The sequence below is a fragment of the Microbacterium sp. NFH-22A-Y genome, assembly GCF_021401375.1.
Classification (GTDB): Bacteria; Actinomycetota; Actinomycetes; order Actinomycetales; family Microbacteriaceae; genus Microbacterium; species Microbacterium hominis.
In genome coordinates this window covers 346,980-365,217 of the sequence record NZ_JACBGF010000001.1, presented here as the reverse complement: position 1 = coordinate 365,217, position 18,238 = coordinate 346,980, and the positions used below count along the sequence as shown (strand labels likewise).

The window sequence follows — 18,238 nt, the reverse complement described above, 5'->3', positions numbered from 1 at the left end:
CTTAGCCCTTCACTCCGCTGGCCGCGATGCTGCTGACGAACGCGCGCTGGAAGACGAGGAACACGATGAGGACGGGGAGGGTGATCAGCGAGGTGTACGCCATGACCTCTCCCCACGCCGTGTTCAGTTGGAAGAAGTACTGCATCCCGACCATCACGGGCCGCAGCCCCTCCTTCTGCACCACCATGAGCGGCCAGAGGTACTGGTTCCAGGCGGGGAGGAACGTGAGGATCGCGACCGTCGCGAACGCCGGCCCCGACAGGGGCACGATGATCCGGCGGTAGATCGTGAACCAGCTGGCCCCGTCGATGCGCGCCGCCTCGTCGAGCGAGGCCGGGATGGTCGAGAAGTACTGGGCGAACAGGAAGATCGAGAACGCGTTGGCGATGAACGGCACGATCTGCACCTGGTAGGTGTTCAGCCAGCCGAAGTCGTACTTGAGCACGCCGCCCTCCATGACGAGGGTCGGCAGCTGGGAGACCCAGTAGACCATCGGGACGGCGATCGTCTCGAACGGGACGATCAGGGTCGCGATGATCAGCGCCATCACGACGAGGCGTCCCTTCCACCGCAGGCGCGACAGGGCGAAGCCCGCCATCGAGTTGACGATGAGCCCGAGCCCGACGGTCAGCACGGTGACGAGCACCGAGTTGAACATGAACTGGGCGACGGGGACGCGGTCGAACACGCCGAAGTAGTTGTCGAGGCTGATGTCGCCGACGGGCAGGAACGCCGCGGGCGAGTTCACGTCGCGGAGGATCTGGGCATCGGGCTTGAGGCTCGAGACGAACATGAACACCAGCGGGAACAGGAACAGGATGCCGAAGCCGCTCATCACGACGTACGTGAGGATCCGGCCGAGGCGGCGACGACGGCTCTCGCTGGCGTCCTTGCGGACGCGAGCGGCGAGGGGGGTGACGGTGGCGGTCATGACTCAGTCCTTGTCTCGCGTGAGCCGGCGCTGGATGAGCGCGATGATCAGTACCGCGACGAAGAAGATCAGCGAGATCGCCGCGGCGTACCCGATCTCCTGCTGCTGGTAGCCCTTGCGGACGGCGTGGTAGACGATCGTGGAGGTCGAGCCGGTCGGCCCACCCTGCGTCATGACGTCCACCTGCACGAACAGCCCGAGCGCGGCGATCGTGATCGTGACGAGGACGAAGACCATGGTGGGACGCAGTCCTGGCCAGGTGACGCTCGTGAACTGGCGCCAGGGGCTCGCGCCGTCCATCTTCGCGGCCTCGTAGAGCTCCTCCGGGATCGTCTGCAGACCGGACAGCCAGATGATCATGTGGAAGCCGACCGCCTGCCAGATCGACAGCACGATGATCGCCGGCAGCGCGGTGGTGGGGTTGTTGAGCCAGTCGACGCTCTGCCAGGCGCCGAAGGTGAGCGTGTCGATGAACGAGTTGATGAGCCCGTCCTTCTGGTACATGAACTTCCAGAGGATCGAGACGACGACGATCGAGGTCACCACGGGGATGAAGAAGATCACGCGGAACGCGGTGACGCCCCGCATCCGCCGGTTGACGAGCACCGCCAGCAGCAGGCCGAGGCCGGCCTGCACCGGCACGACGACGAGCGCGAACAGGAAGGTGTTCCAGGCCGACTGCAGGAACATCGGGTCGGCGCCGAAGGCACGGGCGAAGTTGTCGAGGCCGACGAAGCGCGGCGGGTTCGGCGAGATGAGGCGCGCGTTCGTGAACGAGAGCCCGAAGGCGAGCAGCACGGGGATGACGAGGAACAGGACGAGGAGGATGCCGGCCGGGGCGATCATCGCCAGGCCGGCCCACGTCTCGCGTCCGCGGATGGAGCGGAAGCGGCTCAGGGCGCGGCGCGGCTTCTCGGCCACGGCCGTGGCAGGGGTGACAGTCATGGTGACTCTTTCGAGGTCGTCGAGCGGAGCGGGTGGGACGCGAGGTCCCACCCGCTCGGGCTCACTTGGTGAAGCCGTACCCGTCGTTGGACGAGATGTTGGCGTCGATCTCGCTGACCGCCTGGTCGAGCGAGGTCTTGACGTCGGCGCCGTTCATGATGTCCTTCGCGGCGGTCTCGAACGTCGTGGAGATGACGGCGTAGGCCGGCGTCGCGGGACGCAGCACCGCGAACTTCTGCGACAGCTCGACGAAGGGACGCAGCACGCCCTCATCGTTGAAGTACTTCGAGGCCTGCGCGGCCGAGTCAGTCGCCGGGATCACGATCTGCTGGTCGGCGAACTGGGTGATGTACTTGTCCTGGAAGCTGAACTCGAGGTACTTGCGGGCACCGTCGGCGTCGTTGCAGCCCTTGGAGATGGCCCACTGCCACGAGCCGCCGCCGATCTTCGGGCCGGTGCCGAGGTCCGGCGGGGGCAGGATCAGCAGGTCGTCGCCGACGGCGTCGACCGAGGCGAGCGCGTTCCACACGCCGGTGTAGCTGAGGGCGACCTTGTTGTCGACGAACTCCTGGTTGCCGACCGTGCCGTTCGCGTTGGCGTAGCCGTCGCGGAAGAGGTTCTGGAACCACGTGCCCCACGCGACGGCGTCGTCGCCGTTGAGCGCGCCCTCGGCGGTGAGCATGCTCGAGCGGTCGATGAGGTCTCCGCCGAAGCTCTGCAGGAAGGGAGAGTAGGCGTAGGGCCACCACTCGCCCTTGTCCTCGGCGCCGATGTCGATCGGGGTCTCGTAGCCCGCGGCCTTCAGCGTGGCCAGCACGGAGCCGAACTCGTCCTTCGTCCAGGGCTTGTCGACGGTCGGGATGCGGATGCCGTTCGCCTCGAGAACGGACTTGCGGGCGAAGATCGACAGCGCGGCATCCCAGTAGCCGGCCGAGTAGATCTGTCCGTCCCACGTGCCGACGGCGGTCGGCAGCAGGGCGTCGGTGATCTTGGTGTCGATGCCGAGCGGCTGCAGGTAGCCGGCCCACGCCCAGTTGGGCATGATCGGCCCGTCGAGGTCGAGGAGGCAGGGCAGGTCGCCGGATGCCGCCGCAGCGACGACGGCGTCGTTGTAGGCGCCCTGCGGGAAGGACTCCTCGACCACCTCGTACTGGTCCTGCGACGCGTTGAAGTCCGAGATGATCTGCTGGTAGACCGCGAGCTCGGCCGGGTTTCCGGCCGAGTGCGTCCACATCGTCAGCTTCGTACGACCGTCCTCGGTCGTGCTGTCACCTTTGCCGGCCTGACCGCAGCCGGTCAGTGCCAGCACCCCGACGAGCCCCGCCGCAGCGAGGACCGACACGGATGTGCGCTTCATTGTGATTTCCTTGTCTCGTGATCGACGCGTGCGTCGATCACCGATCGGGGGTCGCCGAAAGCGACCGCTCGGTGTGTTGTGAGGTCCGTCGCCGGTTCGGTTTGGCGACATGCGCCGGCGGCGGGCCCACGGAGTCTCGTCGGACGACGGGACACTCCATCTGGTGAACGGCATCCTCTCCCCCCTCACGGATGCCGAGTGCGACCTCCATCGCCCAGCGGCCCATCTCGTAGTGGGGCAGCGCGACGGTGGTCAGCGGGGGGTCTTGCTCGGCGGCGATGAACTGCTGGTCGTCGTAGCCGATGATCGAGATGTCCTCGGGGATGCGCAGCCCGCGTGCGTGGATCGCGGTGTAGGCCCCCGTGGCCATGCGGTCGTTGAAGCAGAAGATCGCCGTCGGGCGGCGCTCCGACGGGAGATCGAGCAGGCGCTCGGCGGCGCCCCGCCCGCCGCGGTGCGAGGTCTCCCCGTGCACGTGCAGCTCGTCGTCGACGACGATCCCGGATGCCGCGAGCACCTCGCGATAGCCCTCGAGGCGGAGATCCGCGGCGATGGGACGACCCGGGTCCTCGTCGGTGTCGATGTACGCGATGCGCGTGTGGCCCGCCGCGACGAGCTCGCGGGTCGCCGCGGCGCCGCCGGCGCGGTCGTCGGGCACGACGCTGGGAAAGCCCGTCACGCCGTCCGCCGGACGGCAGTCCAGCAACACCGTGTCGGCGGGCAGCTTCACGTCGGCCGGGACGATGCGGTGCCACATCGCCGCGTAGATCAGCGCGTCGACCTGCTGCGCGGTGAGGGCCCGGATCGCGGCGTCCTCCACCGCGGCGTCCGATCCCGTGTCGACGAGGAAGACGAGGTGTTCGTTCGCGCGGGCGACGTCCTGCGCACCGGCGAGCATGCGGCCGGCGAAGGGCGTGGTGGCGATCTGGTCGGAGATGAGCCCGACGGTCTTGGTGCGCTGCTGGCGGAGGCCGCGCGCGAGGGCGCTCGGCGCGTAGCCGACCGCGGCGGCGGCGGCGCGCACGCGGTCTCGTGTCTCCTGCGAGATCCGCGACTCGACGTCGTTCAGCACGAGCGAGACCGTCGTGACCGACACACCGGCCGCTGCCGCCACGTCGGAGATGCGTACGCGGGCCATGTCACCACTTCCTCGTGATAAATCGATTTAACGTCTGGAGTGATTATTGACCCGAGCTCGCCGGTTCGTCAAGCATCGATGCCGAAACGACACCGACCGTCGCGTCAGGCGGTGCGCCGCTGCGCCTGGACGAGGGGATCCGGCACGGGAGAGGAGGCGATCAGCGCCGACGTGTACGGATGCCGCGGCGCGCGCAGCACCTGCGTGCGCCGCCCCTCCTCCACGACCCTGCCGTGCTGCAGGACGACGATGCGATCGCAGAGCTCGTCGACGACCGCGAGGTCGTGACTGATGAACAGACACGCGAAGCGCAGCTCCCGCTGCAGTTCGCGCAGGAGCTCCAGCACGGTCGCCTGCACCGAGACGTCGAGCGCGCTCGTGGGCTCGTCGGCGATCAGCAGCCGCGGGCGCAGCGCGATGGAGCGCGCGATCGCGACGCGCTGACGCTGACCGCCCGACAGCTCGTGCGGATACCGGCGTCGCCAGGCGGCGGGAAGGCCCACGGCATCCAGGAGCTCGGCGACGCGCGTGTCGAGCGCGGCGCCCCGCAGCCGCGCGTGCACGCGGAGGGGTTCGGCCACGGCGTCACCGACGGTGCGGCGCGGATCGAGCGCGGCGGTGGAGTTCTGGAACACGACGCCGACCTGGCGCTTCACGGCGACGGCGCGACGTCCGCTGACGGCGCGCAGGTCGACGCCGCACACGCGCACCGTCCCGGCCGAGATGGGCGTGAGGCCCAGGGCGCAGCGCCCGATGGTCGACTTGCCCGACCCCGACTCCCCCGCCAGCGCGACGATCTCGCCCTCCCGGACGGCCAGGGTGACATCGTCCACCGCCGCCACCGCGTGCCGGCCCCGCCCGTAGACGACCGACAGGGCGTCGACGTCGAGCACGACGGTGCTGCCGGAGGGATCATCGCGCTCGGGCGCGCCGAGGCGCGGCACCGCGGCGAGCAGCCGGCGCGTGTAGTCCGCGGTCGGCGCCGAGAACAGCTCCTGCACGCCCGCCGCCTCCTCGACGAGGCCGTCGTGGAGCACGACGACGCGGTCGGCGATGTCGGCGACGACGCCCATGTCGTGCGTGATCATGATGATCGCCGTGCCGACGCGGTCGCGCAGCCGACGCAGCACGTCGAGCACCTCGCGCTGCACCGTCACGTCGAGCGCCGTCGTCGGCTCGTCGGCGATGAGGATCTCCGGGTCGCACGCCAGGGCGATCGCGATCATGACCCGCTGCGCCTGGCCGCCCGACAGCTGGTGCGGGTAGCTGGAGAGGCGTTTGCGGGGCTCGGCGATCTCGACCATCTCCAGCAGCTCGATCACGCGGGCCCGTCGCTGGGCCCGCGTCATCTCCGGCCGGTGCACGATGAGCATCTCCTCGATCTGCGCGCCGATGGAGAACACGGGATCGAGCGCACTGCCCGGATCCTGGAAGATCACGCCGATGCGCGTTCCGCGGACGGCCTCGCGCCGGGCCGGCGTCATCGTGAACAGGTCCTCGCCGTCCAGCAGCGCCTCCCCGCGCACGACGGTGTTGCGCGGGAGCAGCCCGACCAGCGCCAGCGCGCTCACGCTCTTGCCCGATCCCGACTCGCCGACCAGGGCGAGCACCTCCCGGCGCTCGAGCGCGAACGACACGCCCCGGACGGCCTGCGTGGTCTCGCCCCCGGTGACGAAGTCCACCGCCAGGTGGCGCACCTCCAGCAGCGACGTCACGGCGCGACGTCCTCGTCGATGTCGGCGTCGCGGTACGCCTGCCAGTCGGCGAGCATCTTGCGGTGGTAGCCCATCAGCCAGATCATGTAGCGTCGCGCGTTCTGCAGGCGCGTGCGGGGTCCGGAGGCGGCATCGGGGAGGATGTCGAGACCGTACTCGATGGTCGAGGTGACCCGCCGCGCGTAGTCGCGCTCCCCGGCGAGGAAGCTGCCCCAGACATCCTCCTCGACGCGGAAGTAGCGGTTGCGATCGCCGGGCAGCGAGTGCGGCTTCAAGAACCCGAGACTCACGAGGGCGCGCGTGGACATCGAGACGGCGCCGGCGCTCGCCCCGAGCATCTCGGCGATCTGTGCGGAGGACAGGAACGGTCGGTCGACGATGAGCAGCAGGCCGAGCACCCGCCCGTCCATCCGCGGGTTGCCCGCCGCGCCCCACGAGAAGGCGAAGTCCTCGACGAACGTGCGCGCCTCTTCGCTCAGCTGCTCCGCCTGACGGTCGGTCTCCTCGCTCATAGCGACATCCTCTCCAATACCGTCCCCGGCTCCGGGAGCGCCATGGCCGCCTCGAACACGGCCTGGGGCCACATCGTCATGCCGCTCCACACGATCGATTCCACCCCACCGCCGGGCGCCTTCGCCACCTCGATCGGCTCGCCGGTCGCGCCGAAGCCGTCGCGGCGCGCCTGGTGCATGCGTCCGGAGGCGTCGACCTCGATCTTCTCGGCCGCGCGCGCCGGGTCGTCCGCGACCGGGTGCAGCGCGAAGGTGGCGCCCCCCAGGTGGGCGATGTCGAGCACGCTCCACAGGCTCGCGAACCGCTCCTCCGGCAGATCGGCGCGCGCATCGGCATCCGCGTGGGTCAGGGCGAGCCGGATGATCGCCATCGCCCCGGTGGCCAGCAGGTCGGCCGGGCCGTCGATGGCGTTGGTGAAGACGCTGACGGCGATCCCGTCCTCGGCATCCAGCCAGGTGCGCGTGATGTGCCCCGGGTAGCCGCCGCTGTGTCCGACGAGGCGGCGTCCGCCGAGGGTGTGCAGTTCGAAGCCGAGGCCGTAGTCCCGCGTCACGCCCCCGATGTCGATGCGCGAGTGCGCGTGCTGGGCCTGGCGCTTGCTGTCGTCGGCGAGGAGGCGATCGTCGCCGAGCGCGTGGGCGGCGATGTAGGCGGTGGTCTCCGCGGCCGTCGAGTACCAGCCCGTCGCGGCGGCGAGCGCGCGCGTGTCGACGTGACCGATCACGCGACGCTCGCCGTCGGCCAGTCGCGCCGTGTGACCCGCGGCGTACTCGCTCTCGCGGGCGCCCTGCCAGTCCGACCCCGAGCGCACCAGCCCCAGCGGCGCGCAGATGTGCGTGCGGGTGTACGCGTCGTAGTCCACGCCGGATGCCGCCTCGATGACGAGCCCCAGCAGTCCGTACGCGATGTTGGAGTACTTGAAGAACTCGTTGCGCGCGAACACCCGCCCCTCCGCGCGGCAGATCTCGACCAAGCGCGCACGATCCGGGAAGGGCCCGCCGCGCTGCCAGTAGTCGGCGTCGCGTCCGTCGCGGACGACACCGCCCTGATGCGCGAGCAGCTCGCGGACGGTCACCGCCGAGAGCTCGGTGTCGACGAGCTCGGGCACCCAGGCGGCCACGGTGTCGTCGAGACGGAGATCACCGCGTTCGGCGAGCTGGAGCACCGCCGTCGCGGTGAAGGTCTTGGAGTGCGACGCGATGCGGAACAGGTGCGCGCCGGTGAGCGGGGTTCCGCTCGCGGCGTCGGCACGGCCCCACGCGAAGTCGAGGACGAGCTCGCCGTCGACGCGGATGGCGGCCTGGATGCCGGGCACCTCCCGCTGGGCGCCGAGGAAGGCGAACCACCGGGCCGCGTAGCGCGCGGCATCCTCGACGGCTCGGCGTCGACGTGCGGCGGTCTCGTCGTCGGAGGGGGAGGCGGAGGCGGTCACAGACGACGTCCTTTCGGGTCGAGCGCATCGCGGAGGATGTCGCCGAGGGTGATGAGCGCGAAGACGGTCACGCTCAGGAAGAGAGCGGGGAAGAAGAGCATGTGCGGGGAGGTGCCGAAGTACGACTGGGCGTTCGCCATCTGCAGCCCCCACGAGATCGACGGCGCGCGCAGGCCCACGCCGAGGAAGGTGAGGGTCGACTCGGCGACGATGATGCTGCCCACCATCGTCGCCGTGATCGCGAGCACCGGGCCCAGCGCGTTGGGGACCACGTGCGTGAGGAGCGTCCGGGTGTGGGAGATGCCCATCGCGCGTGCCGCGCTGACGTAGTCCGTCCGCCGCACGGTGCGCACGGAGGTGCGCACGAGCCGCGCGAGCGTCGGCCAGCTGAACACCGCGAGCACGACGGCGACCACGAGCGGCGTGCGCTCCCCCACGCTGTTGAGCACGATGATCGCGCCGAGGATGAAGGGGAAGCCGAGGAAGACGTCGGTCAGGCGGGAGATGATCGCGTCGGCGATGCCGCCGTAGTAGGCCGCGACGGTGCCGACGACGATCGCGATGACCAGCGCGATGACCGTCGCGGTCAGGCCGATGAACAGCGAGGTGCGGGTGCCGTGGATCACGTTGGCGTAGACGTCGCAGCCCTGCAGGTCGGTGCCGAACACGTGCGCGGCGCTCGGCGGCTGGGCGCTGTCGCGCAGCGTGCACGCGCGGGGGTCGGGCTGGCCGAAGAGCCCGCCGATGACCGACGGGAACAGCGAGACGAGCGCGAGCACCGCGAGGATCGTGGCACTGAGCCAGAACAGGACGCGACGGCGCAGGCTCATCCACACGCCGCGGCGGACGGTGATGTGCTCGAGGGCGGTCACAGCGGTCTCAGTCATGACGGCTCCGGGGGTCGAGCAACGCGTTCAGGAGATCGACGAGCACGTTCAGCACCAGGAAGATGAGGATCAGCGTCGTGCCGACCCCCACGATCGTCGGTCCCTCGTGCGTGCGGATGGCGCCGAAGAGGAGCTGTCCGATCCCGGGGAGGTTGAAGATGCCCTCCACCACGACGGCGCCGCCCAGGAGGAACCCGAGGTCGATCGCGACGAACGTCAGCACGGGCGCCACCGAGTTGCGCATGACGTGCAGTCCGACGATGCGGCGGCGGGGCATGCCCTTGGCCCGCAGGGTGCGCACGAAGTCGGAGTCCATCGAGTCGACGACGCTGCCGCGCATGAGCCGGGTGATCGAGGCGAGACCGAAGAGGGCGATGACCAGCGCCGGCAGGAGGTAGGACGCCGGCCACCCCGCATCGGTGCCCGCGATGGGGAACCAGCCGAGCTGCAGTCCGAAGACCAGCTGCGCGGTCACGGCCACCACGAACACGGGGATCGACGTCGCGAGGATCGTCCCGAAGAGCACCGTGCGGTCGATCGCGCTGTCGCGGCGCAGACCCGAGAGCAGGCCGAGCGCGACGCCGAGCACGACTTCGATCACCCACGCCGTCAGCGCGAGCGTGATCGTGACCGGCCACCGCGACGCCATCCGATCCGCGACCGGCACACCGCTGAAGGTCGTGCCGAGATCTCCGGAGAACAGCCCGCCCAGGTAGCGCAGGTACTGCTGCCAGAGCGGCTCGTCGAGGTGGAACTGCGCCCGCAGCTGGGCGACGACGTTCGCCGGGAGGGGCCGGTCTCCGCCGAGGGCGGCGATCGGATCGCCCGGCAGGGCCCACACGGTGGCGTAGATGATGAAGGTGACGCCGATGACGACGATGACGAACTCCGCCAGGCGTCCCCCGATGCGCCGCGCGCCGATCATGCGAGCCTCCGCCGGACCGTTGCGAACAGCGCCGCGAGCTGCACCCCGACGAGGGCCTCGACCGGAACGGGCGGCAGGTCGGCGTGCGGGTCCTCGGCGAGCCACCGCTCCCACTGCGCCGCGAGGGCGTCGCGCGCGCGGCGGATGTCGGCGGCGGCCGTGCCGGCGTGCACCTCGGCATCCAGCGCGCGACGCAGGATGCCGGCGAAACGCAGCCGGAAGGTGCGCACGACCTCGGTGTTGCCGAAGACCTCCGCGACGGTGGCGGGACGATCCGCGGCGGCCGCCGCCGACCGTCGCCGCTCGGCGACGGCGACCGCGCCCATGCCCGGCGCGAACGCCTCGCTGGCGCGCAGGAACGGCGAGTCGATCGTCAGCAGCGGGCGCACCGCGTCGAGGGTGCCCGTCAGCAGCGCGTGCAGTTCGTCGAGGTGGTCGGCCTTCGTGCGCAGCACCTCGCGGTAGGCGAGGTCGGTGGCGGTCGTGTCGGCGGCGTCCGGGTGGATCCAGTAGGGCAGCTCGGCGATCATCGTGGTCGTCCCGTAGCGCTCGAGGTAGTCGGCGGTGCCCGCCCCGCCCGCGCGGGCGTCGAGGCCGAGGCCGGACGCGAGGCGGTGATCGATCAGCTCGCGCGTCAGCGGTGCCCGGAAGACGGCGTCGGCCAGCGGCGTCAGTCCGTCCATCTCGGGCTCTCCGACGTCCAGCGGCAGCCCGAACGCGGCGGGGATCGCGCTGAGCTCGCGGGCGAGCGCGGGGTCGGCGTCGTTCGTGTAGAAGTAGACGCCGCCGAACTCGCCGTTGTGCAGGCCGACGAACACGTCCGGCCGGACGCGGTCGAACAGCCCCATCAGGGCGAGCGTCTCGGGGATCGGGGCGTCGAAGCGCGCCCCCCGGTAGGCGAACGGGAACGACCACTCCACCTGCTCGGACGGTGCCGGCCGGTAGAAGCCGCGGTAGTAGTCCGCCCGGCGAAGCGGCGGGGCGAACCAGCCCTCGTTGAGCCGCGTGCCGTCGGGGTCGGCGCACGGGACGAGATGCCACGTCGCGCCGCGGGAGTGCTCGGGCTCGGTGAGCAGCAGGCGGGCGAGCCGCTGGACGGTGCGGAAGCCGATCGGCTCGTTGGGGTGCACGCCGGCCGCGACCACGACCTGCGCCGGCCCGTCGCCGATGGTGATCACGTCGATGGGCGCACCCTCGCGCGAGTGTCCGATGACCGATGCCGTCGCCCGGTCGGGATGCGCTCGGCACAGCTCCTGCAGATCGGCGCGCAGCGCGTCGACGGTGGGGAAGCCGTCGATCGCGTCGGCGGCACCGGGAGCGGCGGCGGGGAGGAAGGTCATGAGCGCTCTCGTCTGGAACTGGAACGGCCCCGCAGGGGGGTCGAGGGCGGGTGCGGCCGGGGCGGGTGCGGAGCGTCGGGCGGGACGCTCCGCACCCCGACCGTCATTCGGTGAGGACGATCGACCGGTAGGTGGGGTTGCCCACCGGCGAGGTGACGAGCTGTGCGACGCGCGGGGAGGTGACGTAGGAGTACTTCTCGAAGAAGAGCGGCACCGCCGGGAACTCCTTCTGGATGATCTGCTGCACGGCGGCGTAGGCGGAGCCGTCGGTGGACAGATCGGCGTCGGCGGCGGTCATCGCCGAGGCGACCTCATCGCTGTACCAGGGGATGCAGTTGGTGCAGCCGCCGCCCTTGATGAAGAAGACGCGCAGCGTCGCCTGCTGGCTGGGGTAGAGGGCGCCCCACCGCGAGAAGAACGGACCGGTGATGTTCTCGTCGTTGCGGTTCTGCAGGAACTCGGCCCAGTCGGCGCTCGGGGTGGCCGTCGCGTCGATCCCCAGGTTCTGTCGGAGCTGGTTCGCGATCGCCTGGTAGAGCGGGTCCAGTCCGCCGCCACCGGGGTAGTAGATCTCCATCGGGCCCGAGAACCCGCCGGCCTCGGCCAGCAGCGCCTTGGCCGCCTCGGGGTCGAAGGAGCAGTAGTCGCCGCAGATCCCGGTGGGCGTGCCGGGCTCGATGGCCGGCGTCCACGCCGTCGCCGGGGCGTACGTGCCGCCGTAGATCACGTCGATGATCGCCTCGCGGTCGATCGCCATGGAGATCGCCTCGCGCACACGCACGTCCTGGTAGGCGGAGTTCCACAGGGGCAGGCCCAGGAACGAGATGCCGGGCGCCTCGAACGAGTACAGACGCTGCCCGAAGTCGGCCGACGCCTGCGTGAGCTTGGAGGCGGGGACCCCCGCGACGTCGAGGTTGCCGGCGAGGACGTCGGTGTAGGCGGTCTCGCTGTCGGTGTAGGGCACGAACGTGATGCGGTCGATCGTGGGCTTGTCGCCCTTGTAGCCGCTGTAGGCGTCGAGGACGATCGGCTCGTTCTCGACGTAGTCCTGCGCGAACTGGAAGGGACCGTTGCCGACCGGATGCGTGTTGTAGGCGGTGAAGTCCGCGAACGCCGAGGCGGGCATCGGGAACATCGCGGTCTGCGCCTGCGTCACCTGCAGCGGGAACTGGCTGTCGGGACCGATGAGGGTCACCGTGAAGGTGAGGTCGTCGACGACCTTCAGCCCGGACATCTCGGTCGTGGACGGGGTGCCGGATGCCGGGTTGAGGTCGGCGTAGCCGACGATGTTGGCCAGCTGTCCGGAGTTCTCGAACGCGTTCGGACCGTACGCCACCGCGTTCCACGAGTCGACGTAGCTCTGCGCCGTCACGGGGGTGCCGTCCTGGAAGGTCCAGCCCTCGCGCAGGGTGACGGTCCAGGTCGTGGCGTCCTGCGACTCGATGGACTGGGCCTGGACGTACTCGAGCGAGCCGTCGGAGTTCAGGAACGCGAGCGGCGCCCACACCGCCATGTTCACGTCGTAGGCGACGGATTGGCGGCCCGGGACGATCAGCTGCGGGTCGGTGGAGGCGACGCGGATCTCCTTCTTCTGATCCGCGCCGGAATCGGACGGTGTCGCACTGCAGGCGGACAGTGCGAGGGCGGCGGCGACGACCGTGGCCGCCGCGGCCAGGAGCCTCTTGTTCATGGTTTCCTCATTGCGGGTTGCGGGACGGGTGAGGTGCTGCGCCTCACCGGCGAGGAGCAGGACCGGCGAGATACCCACACAGTAGAGGCGAAAGCTTTCGAACTTTCAGTACGTAATGAAACCTTTACAACCACGAAATCGTCGGAGCGGTCGGCGGCGCGACTTCTAGACTTCTCCACATGAGCACCCCCGACGCCGCGGCATCCGCTCGGCGCACCCCCGCGACGCACGCCGTCCCGGTGCACAAGGTGCTCAACAACAACGTCGTGATCGCCGTCGACGAGTCGGGGCGGGAGCGCGTGCTGATGGGACGGGGGCTCGCCTTCGGGTTGAAGCCGGCCGACGTGCTCGATCCCGCCAAGGTGGAGAAGACGTTCATCCTCGACACCGGCGCGGACGGCGAGCGCGAGCGGCGCCTGCTCACCGACGTCCCGTACCCGATCGTCGAGGCCGCCACGCGGGCGGTCGACGAGGCCGAGCGCCGACTCGGCCGCGATCTGGGACGGCGGTTCACGATCGCCGTCATCGACCACGTCGCCTACGTGATCGAGCGGCTGGACAAGGGGATGCGGATCACCACGACCTCGATGCCCGAGCTTCGCGTGCTCCACCCCCAGGAGTTCGCCGCCGCCGAGCACATGGCGGGATCGATCGCGACGAGCCTGGACCGCGAGCTTCCCGCCGAGGAGGCGGTGTTCCTCACGATGCACCTGCTCAACGCCACCCGCGACGAGCCCAACGGCACGGCCGCGCTGCTGTTTCGCCGCGTGCAGCACGTGGTCGAGGTGGTGGAGCACTCGCTCGGCGTGCGCCTGGACGTCGACGGCCCCGACTACGCGCGGTTCATCCTGCACGTGCAGTTCCTGCTGCAGCGGCTCGTGAGCCGCACCATGCTCGCGAGCGGAGACACCTCGTTCTTCGAGTTCGCCAAGCACAGCTACCCGCGCTCGTACGCCATCGCCGAGGAGGTCAAGGCGTACGTCGGCGGCGCGACCGGGTCGGAGCTGACCGACGAGGAGCTGCTGTACCTCATCGTCCACGTCGAGCGTCTGAAGAGTCAGATCGCCCCTGGCGCTGAACCCGACCCTGTGGTAACTTGATCGCAGATCCCTGGATCGTTACCGCATCAGCGGGCGAAACCTGGACTCACCGAGAGCTTCGGCACTCATCGAGTCCAGGTTTTTTTGTTGCCCGGGCAGAGGTGCCCGGGCCTTCCACACACAAGGAAAGGCGAATCCGATGGCGGATTACGCGAAGACCGCGGCCGGCGTGCTCGCCGGCGTCGGCGGCGAAGACAACGTCAGCTCGCTCGTGCACTGCGCGACACGTCTGCGCTTCGTCCTCAAGGACGAGAGCAAGGCGGATGCCGCGGCGGTCAAGGCCACCCCGGGCGTCATCACCGTCGCCCAGGCGGGCGGCCAGTACCAGGTGGTCATCGGCAACGACGTGCCCGAGGTGTTCGCCGAGATCGGCAAGGTCTCCCGCTTCGGCGGGGGTCACGACGCCGCGGCCGAGGACACCGGGCCGAAGGGCAACCTGTTCAACCGGTTCATCTCGATGATCTCGGCGATCTTCACCCCCGTGCTGTGGACCCTCGCCGGCACCGGCCTGCTGAAGGCGTTCCTGTCGGCCGCCGCCACGTTCGGCTGGATCGACGCCGCCTCCTCGACCTACCTCGTGCTCAACGCGCTCTCGGACGCGTTCATCAACTTCCTGCCGATGGTGCTCTCGATCACCGCGGCGCGCTACTTCAAGGCCAACGAGTGGACCTCGCTCGCGATCGCCGGCGCCCTCGTCTACCCGACGGTGGTCGCGGCGAACGGAGCCCCCGACCTCACGTTCTTCGGCATCCCCTTCACGATGGTGAGCTACGTCTCGAGCGTCATCCCCATCATCATCGTCGTGTGGCTGCAGTCGCACGCCGAGAAGTTCCTCTACGCGAAGCTCCCCGCCGCGATCCGCCGTTTCGTCACCCCGATGATCGTCGTGCTCATCGCCGTGCCGCTGGTGTTCGTCGTCATCGGCCCGATCTCCGACCTGCTCTCGCAGGGCGTCGGCAACGCGGTCAGCTGGGTGTGGGATGTCGCCCCGTGGGCCGGCGGCGCGATCATGGGCGGCCTGTGGCAGGTCTTCGTCATCTTCGGTCTGCACTGGGGCCTCGTTCCCGTCTTCCAGGTGGAGTTCCAGACGACCGGCCAGATCCTGCTGCTCGGCCCCGTGTTCGCGGCCGTCCTCGCGCAGGCCGGTGCCGTCGCGGGCGTGTGGGTGCGTGCGCGCAACAAGAACCTCAAGTCGCTCGCCGCCCCCGCCACCCTGTCGGGCTTCCTCGCGGGCATCACCGAGCCGGCGATCTACGGCCTCAACCTCCCCCTCAAGCGGCCGTTCGCCTTCGGCATCGTCGGCGGCGCGATCGGCGGCGCGATCATCGCCCTCGGCGGCGTGTTCTCGAAGTCGTTCGTCGTCCCCTCGGGCCTGGCCGTGACCGGGCTGCTCGGCAACGGCAACATGGTGATGCTGGGCCTCGGCCTGCTCGTGGCCATCGTGCTCCCGTTCCTGCTGGTCGTGCTCATCGGCTTCAAGGAGCCCGCCGAGGACGCCGCGACGGAGGCTCCGGCCCCCGCCGCCGCCAACGACGTCACGGTGCTCTCGCCGATCGACGGCACCGTCATCCCGCTCAACGAGGTGGCCGACGCCGCCTTCGCCGACGGCGCGCTCGGTCAGGGCGTCGCGATCCAGCCGCGCTCGGGCGCCGTGTACGCCCCGTTCGACGGCACCGTGGTCGCCGCCTTCCCGACCGGCCACGCGTTCGGGCTGCGCCACGCCGACGGCACCGAGGTGCTGATCCACATCGGCCTCGACACCGTCAAGCTCGGCGGCGCGCACTTCTCGGTGAAGGTCACGACCGGCCAGCAGGTGGCCGCCGGCGATCTGCTCGTCGAGTTCGACGGCGACGCCATCGAGAAGGCCGGGTACGACCTCACCACCCCGGTCATCGTCACCAACCCCGACCTCTACCCGGCTGTCGCGGATGCCGCGTCGGGCCCGATCGCGCACGGCGAGCCGCTGTTCACCGCGGTCTCGGTCGACTCGGTCGCGGCGACGAAGTGACCCCCGGCGACGTAAGGAGAACCACCATGACCACCACCGCACCCGCCTTCCCCGACGGCTTCCTCTGGGGCGGCGCCACCGCCGCCAACCAGCTCGAAGGCGCCTACGACGCCGACGGCAAGGGGCTGTCCGTCCAGGACGTCATGCCCCGGGGCATCGTCGGCCCCCGCACGGCCGCGCCGACGCCGGACAACCTCAAGCTCGTCGGCATCGACCACTACCACCGCTACGCGGAGGACATCGCCCTCTTCGCCGAGATGGGGTTCAAGACGTACCGGTTCTCGATCGCGTGGAGCCGCATCTTCCCGAACGGCGACGACACCGAGCCCAACGAGGCGGGACTCGCGTTCTACGACCGCCTCCTGGACGAGCTGGAGAAGTACGGCATCGAGCCGCTCGTGACGATCTCCCACTACGAGACGCCGCTGCACCTCGCCGAGACGTACGACGGGTGGACCGACCGCCGCCTCATCGGGTTCTACGAGCGCTACGCCCGCACGCTCTTCGAGCGCTTCGGCGCCCGCGTGAAGTACTGGCTGACGTTCAACGAGATCAACTCGCTCCTGCACGCCCCCTTCATGTCGGGCGGCATCAACACGCCGAAGAGCGAGCTCAGCGAGCAGACGCTCTACCAGGCCATGCACCACGAGCTGGTCGCGTCGGCACGCGCCACCCGCATCGCGCGGGAGGTCGCACCGAACGCGCAGATCGGCTGCATGGTGCTGTCGATGCCGGTCTACCCGCTGACCCCGTCGCCCGCCGACGCGCTGGCGGTCATGGACTTCGACCACTCGAACCTGGTCTACGGCGACGTGCACACGCGCGGCGCCTACCCGGGCTACTTCCTGCGGACCCTCCGCGAGAAGGGCATCGAGCTGGAGATCACCGACGAGGACCGCGAGGATCTCCGCAACACGGTCGACTTCGTGTCGTTCAGCTACTACATGTCGGTCGCCGCGACCGCCGACCCCGCCAAGAAGGTCGCCGGCGAGGGCAACATCATGGGCGGCGTGCCCAACCCCACGCTCGAGGCGAGCGAGTGGGGCTGGCAGATCGACCCCGTGGGGCTGCGCATCGTGCTCAACCAGTTCTGGGACCGGTGGCAGAAGCCGCTGTTCATCGTCGAGAACGGTCTGGGCGCGAAGGACGAGCTCGTCGAGATCGACGGCGTCAAGACGGTCGCCGACGACTACCGCATCGCCTACCTGAACGACCACCTGGTGCAGGTCGGCGAGGCGATCGCCGACGGCGTGGACGTGCTCGGCTACACGACGTGGGGCTGCATCGACCTCGTCTCGGCATCCACCGCGCAGCTGAGCAAGCGCTACGGCTTCGTGTACGTCGACCGCAACGACGACGGCTCCGGCACGCTCGACCGCCACAAGAAGAAGTCGTTCGCCTGGTACGCCGAGGTCATCCGCACGAACGGCGGTGCGCTGACCGCATGACCCGTGCGATCTTCCTCGACGTCGACGGGACGATCCTGCAGGACGGACGGCACATCCCGCCGTCCGCGGTCGAGGCCATCCGCGCGGCCCGCGCTCGGGGACACCTGGTGTTCCTGAGCACGGGCCGCGGGACGGCGGAGCTGCACGCCGAGCTGATGGACATCGGCTTCGACGGCGCCGTCACCAACGGCGGCGCCTTCGCCAGCCTGGGCGAGCGGATCGTCTCGGCGACGCTGTTCACGCCGGAGGAGGTCGCGCGCCTGCGCGACTATCTGGCGAGCACCGGCCTGCACGGCTACTTCCAGTCGTACGACGGCCTGTTCGCCTCGGAGGGCCTGGCGGAGCTGCTCGCGGAGCGGTTCACGGCGGCGGGCTTCCCGTCCAAGTCGTTCCACGACGACGCTCAGGTCGACGACACCCTCATCGCGAAGCTCGTCTTCCTCACCGACGACGAGGATGCCGCCGCCCGCGCGCTCACCGAGCTCGCGGAGGACTTCGAGGTCGTCGGCGGGACCATCCCCGTCGCCTTCGCCGCCTCGGGCGAGGTCGCACCGCGCGGCGTGCACAAGGGCGCGGCGATCCAGGCGCTGCTGCGCGAGCTCGACCTCGACCCGGACGACGCCGTCGGCATCGGCGACAACTGGAACGACGCGGAGATGTTCGCGGTCGTGGGCACCTCCATCGCGATGGGAAACGCCGTCGACGGCGTGAAGGCGCTGGCCGATCAGGTGACGACGGCGATCGACGAGGACGGCCTGCGCACCGCGTTCCGCCGCAACGGGCTGATCTGACGCGGTCGTACACTGACG

The 18,238-nt window shown here is 69.9% G+C and carries 15 protein-coding genes; 4 read left to right on the top strand and 11 right to left on the bottom strand.

The window, feature by feature from the left end:
- Position 1 precedes the first annotated feature (1 nt).
- The 11 genes from L0965_RS01685 to L0965_RS01635 all read right to left on the bottom strand — a co-directional run bounded on the left by L0965_RS01685 (position 2) and on the right by L0965_RS01635 (position 12,873).
- Positions 2-931, bottom strand: coding sequence for a carbohydrate ABC transporter permease (locus L0965_RS01685; protein ID WP_060959306.1), 930 nt, complete (start codon positions 929-931; stop codon positions 2-4).
- A 3-nt stretch (positions 932-934) separates the two neighbouring features.
- Positions 935-1,876 (bottom strand): carbohydrate ABC transporter permease, encoded by a 942-nt coding sequence (locus L0965_RS01680; protein ID WP_101305434.1) that lies wholly within the window; start codon positions 1,874-1,876, stop codon positions 935-937.
- 61 nt (positions 1,877-1,937) lie between these two features.
- On the bottom strand, positions 1,938-3,233 hold the full coding sequence (locus tag L0965_RS01675) for an extracellular solute-binding protein (protein WP_060959305.1): 1,296 nt from the start codon (positions 3,231-3,233) through the stop codon (positions 1,938-1,940).
- Positions 3,234-3,270: 37 nt separating this feature from the next.
- The gene (locus tag L0965_RS01670; protein WP_101305433.1) at positions 3,271-4,371 is read right to left on the bottom strand and encodes a LacI family DNA-binding transcriptional regulator; all 1,101 of its coding nucleotides are present in this window, start codon (positions 4,369-4,371) and stop codon (positions 3,271-3,273) included.
- A gap of 104 nt (positions 4,372-4,475) precedes the next feature.
- Positions 4,476-6,086, bottom strand: a complete 1,611-nt coding sequence (locus L0965_RS01665; protein WP_101305432.1) for an ABC transporter ATP-binding protein — start codon at positions 6,084-6,086, stop codon at positions 4,476-4,478.
- Positions 6,083-6,598, bottom strand: coding sequence for a GbsR/MarR family transcriptional regulator (locus tag L0965_RS01660; RefSeq protein ID WP_060959302.1), 516 nt, complete (start codon positions 6,596-6,598; stop codon positions 6,083-6,085). Before L0965_RS01660 ends, L0965_RS01665 begins: the two co-directional genes overlap by 4 nt.
- Complete coding sequence (locus tag L0965_RS01655) at positions 6,595-8,031, bottom strand: serine hydrolase (protein ID WP_101305431.1); 1,437 nt, start codon at positions 8,029-8,031, stop codon at positions 6,595-6,597. The genes L0965_RS01660 and L0965_RS01655 overlap by 4 nt, the downstream gene beginning before the upstream one ends.
- Positions 8,028-8,918 (bottom strand): ABC transporter permease, encoded by an 891-nt coding sequence (locus L0965_RS01650; RefSeq protein WP_101305430.1) that lies wholly within the window; start codon positions 8,916-8,918, stop codon positions 8,028-8,030. The genes L0965_RS01655 and L0965_RS01650 overlap by 4 nt, the downstream gene beginning before the upstream one ends.
- Positions 8,911-9,843, bottom strand: coding sequence for an ABC transporter permease (locus tag L0965_RS01645; RefSeq protein ID WP_101305429.1), 933 nt, complete (start codon positions 9,841-9,843; stop codon positions 8,911-8,913). Before L0965_RS01645 ends, L0965_RS01650 begins: the two co-directional genes overlap by 8 nt.
- Positions 9,840-11,183 (bottom strand): M14 family zinc carboxypeptidase, encoded by a 1,344-nt coding sequence (locus tag L0965_RS01640; RefSeq protein ID WP_101305428.1) that lies wholly within the window; start codon positions 11,181-11,183, stop codon positions 9,840-9,842. The genes L0965_RS01645 and L0965_RS01640 overlap by 4 nt, the downstream gene beginning before the upstream one ends.
- A 103-nt stretch (positions 11,184-11,286) precedes the next feature.
- Positions 11,287-12,873, bottom strand: coding sequence for an ABC transporter substrate-binding protein (locus tag L0965_RS01635; RefSeq protein ID WP_101305427.1), 1,587 nt, complete (start codon positions 12,871-12,873; stop codon positions 11,287-11,289).
- Between the two features lie 179 nt (positions 12,874-13,052).
- Here L0965_RS01635 and L0965_RS01630 point away from each other — a divergent pair, with 179 nt between their 5' ends.
- From L0965_RS01630 to L0965_RS01615, 4 genes are all read left to right on the top strand, one after another.
- Positions 13,053-13,973 (top strand): PRD domain-containing protein, encoded by a 921-nt coding sequence (locus tag L0965_RS01630; protein WP_082734122.1) that lies wholly within the window; start codon positions 13,053-13,055, stop codon positions 13,971-13,973.
- A 139-nt stretch (positions 13,974-14,112) separates the two neighbouring features.
- Positions 14,113-15,981 carry a beta-glucoside-specific PTS transporter subunit IIABC gene (locus tag L0965_RS01625; RefSeq protein WP_101305426.1) on the top strand — a complete coding sequence of 623 codons (1,869 nt, stop codon included), beginning with the start codon at positions 14,113-14,115 and terminating at the stop codon, positions 15,979-15,981.
- Positions 15,982-16,007: 26 nt separating this feature from the next.
- Positions 16,008-17,429, top strand: coding sequence for a glycoside hydrolase family 1 protein (locus tag L0965_RS01620; RefSeq protein WP_101305425.1), 1,422 nt, complete (start codon positions 16,008-16,010; stop codon positions 17,427-17,429).
- A complete protein-coding gene (locus L0965_RS01615; RefSeq protein ID WP_101305424.1) occupies positions 17,426-18,220 on the top strand; it encodes an HAD family hydrolase in 795 nt (264 codons plus the stop codon). The genes L0965_RS01620 and L0965_RS01615 overlap by 4 nt, the downstream gene beginning before the upstream one ends.
- Positions 18,221-18,238: the final 18 nt, after the last annotated feature.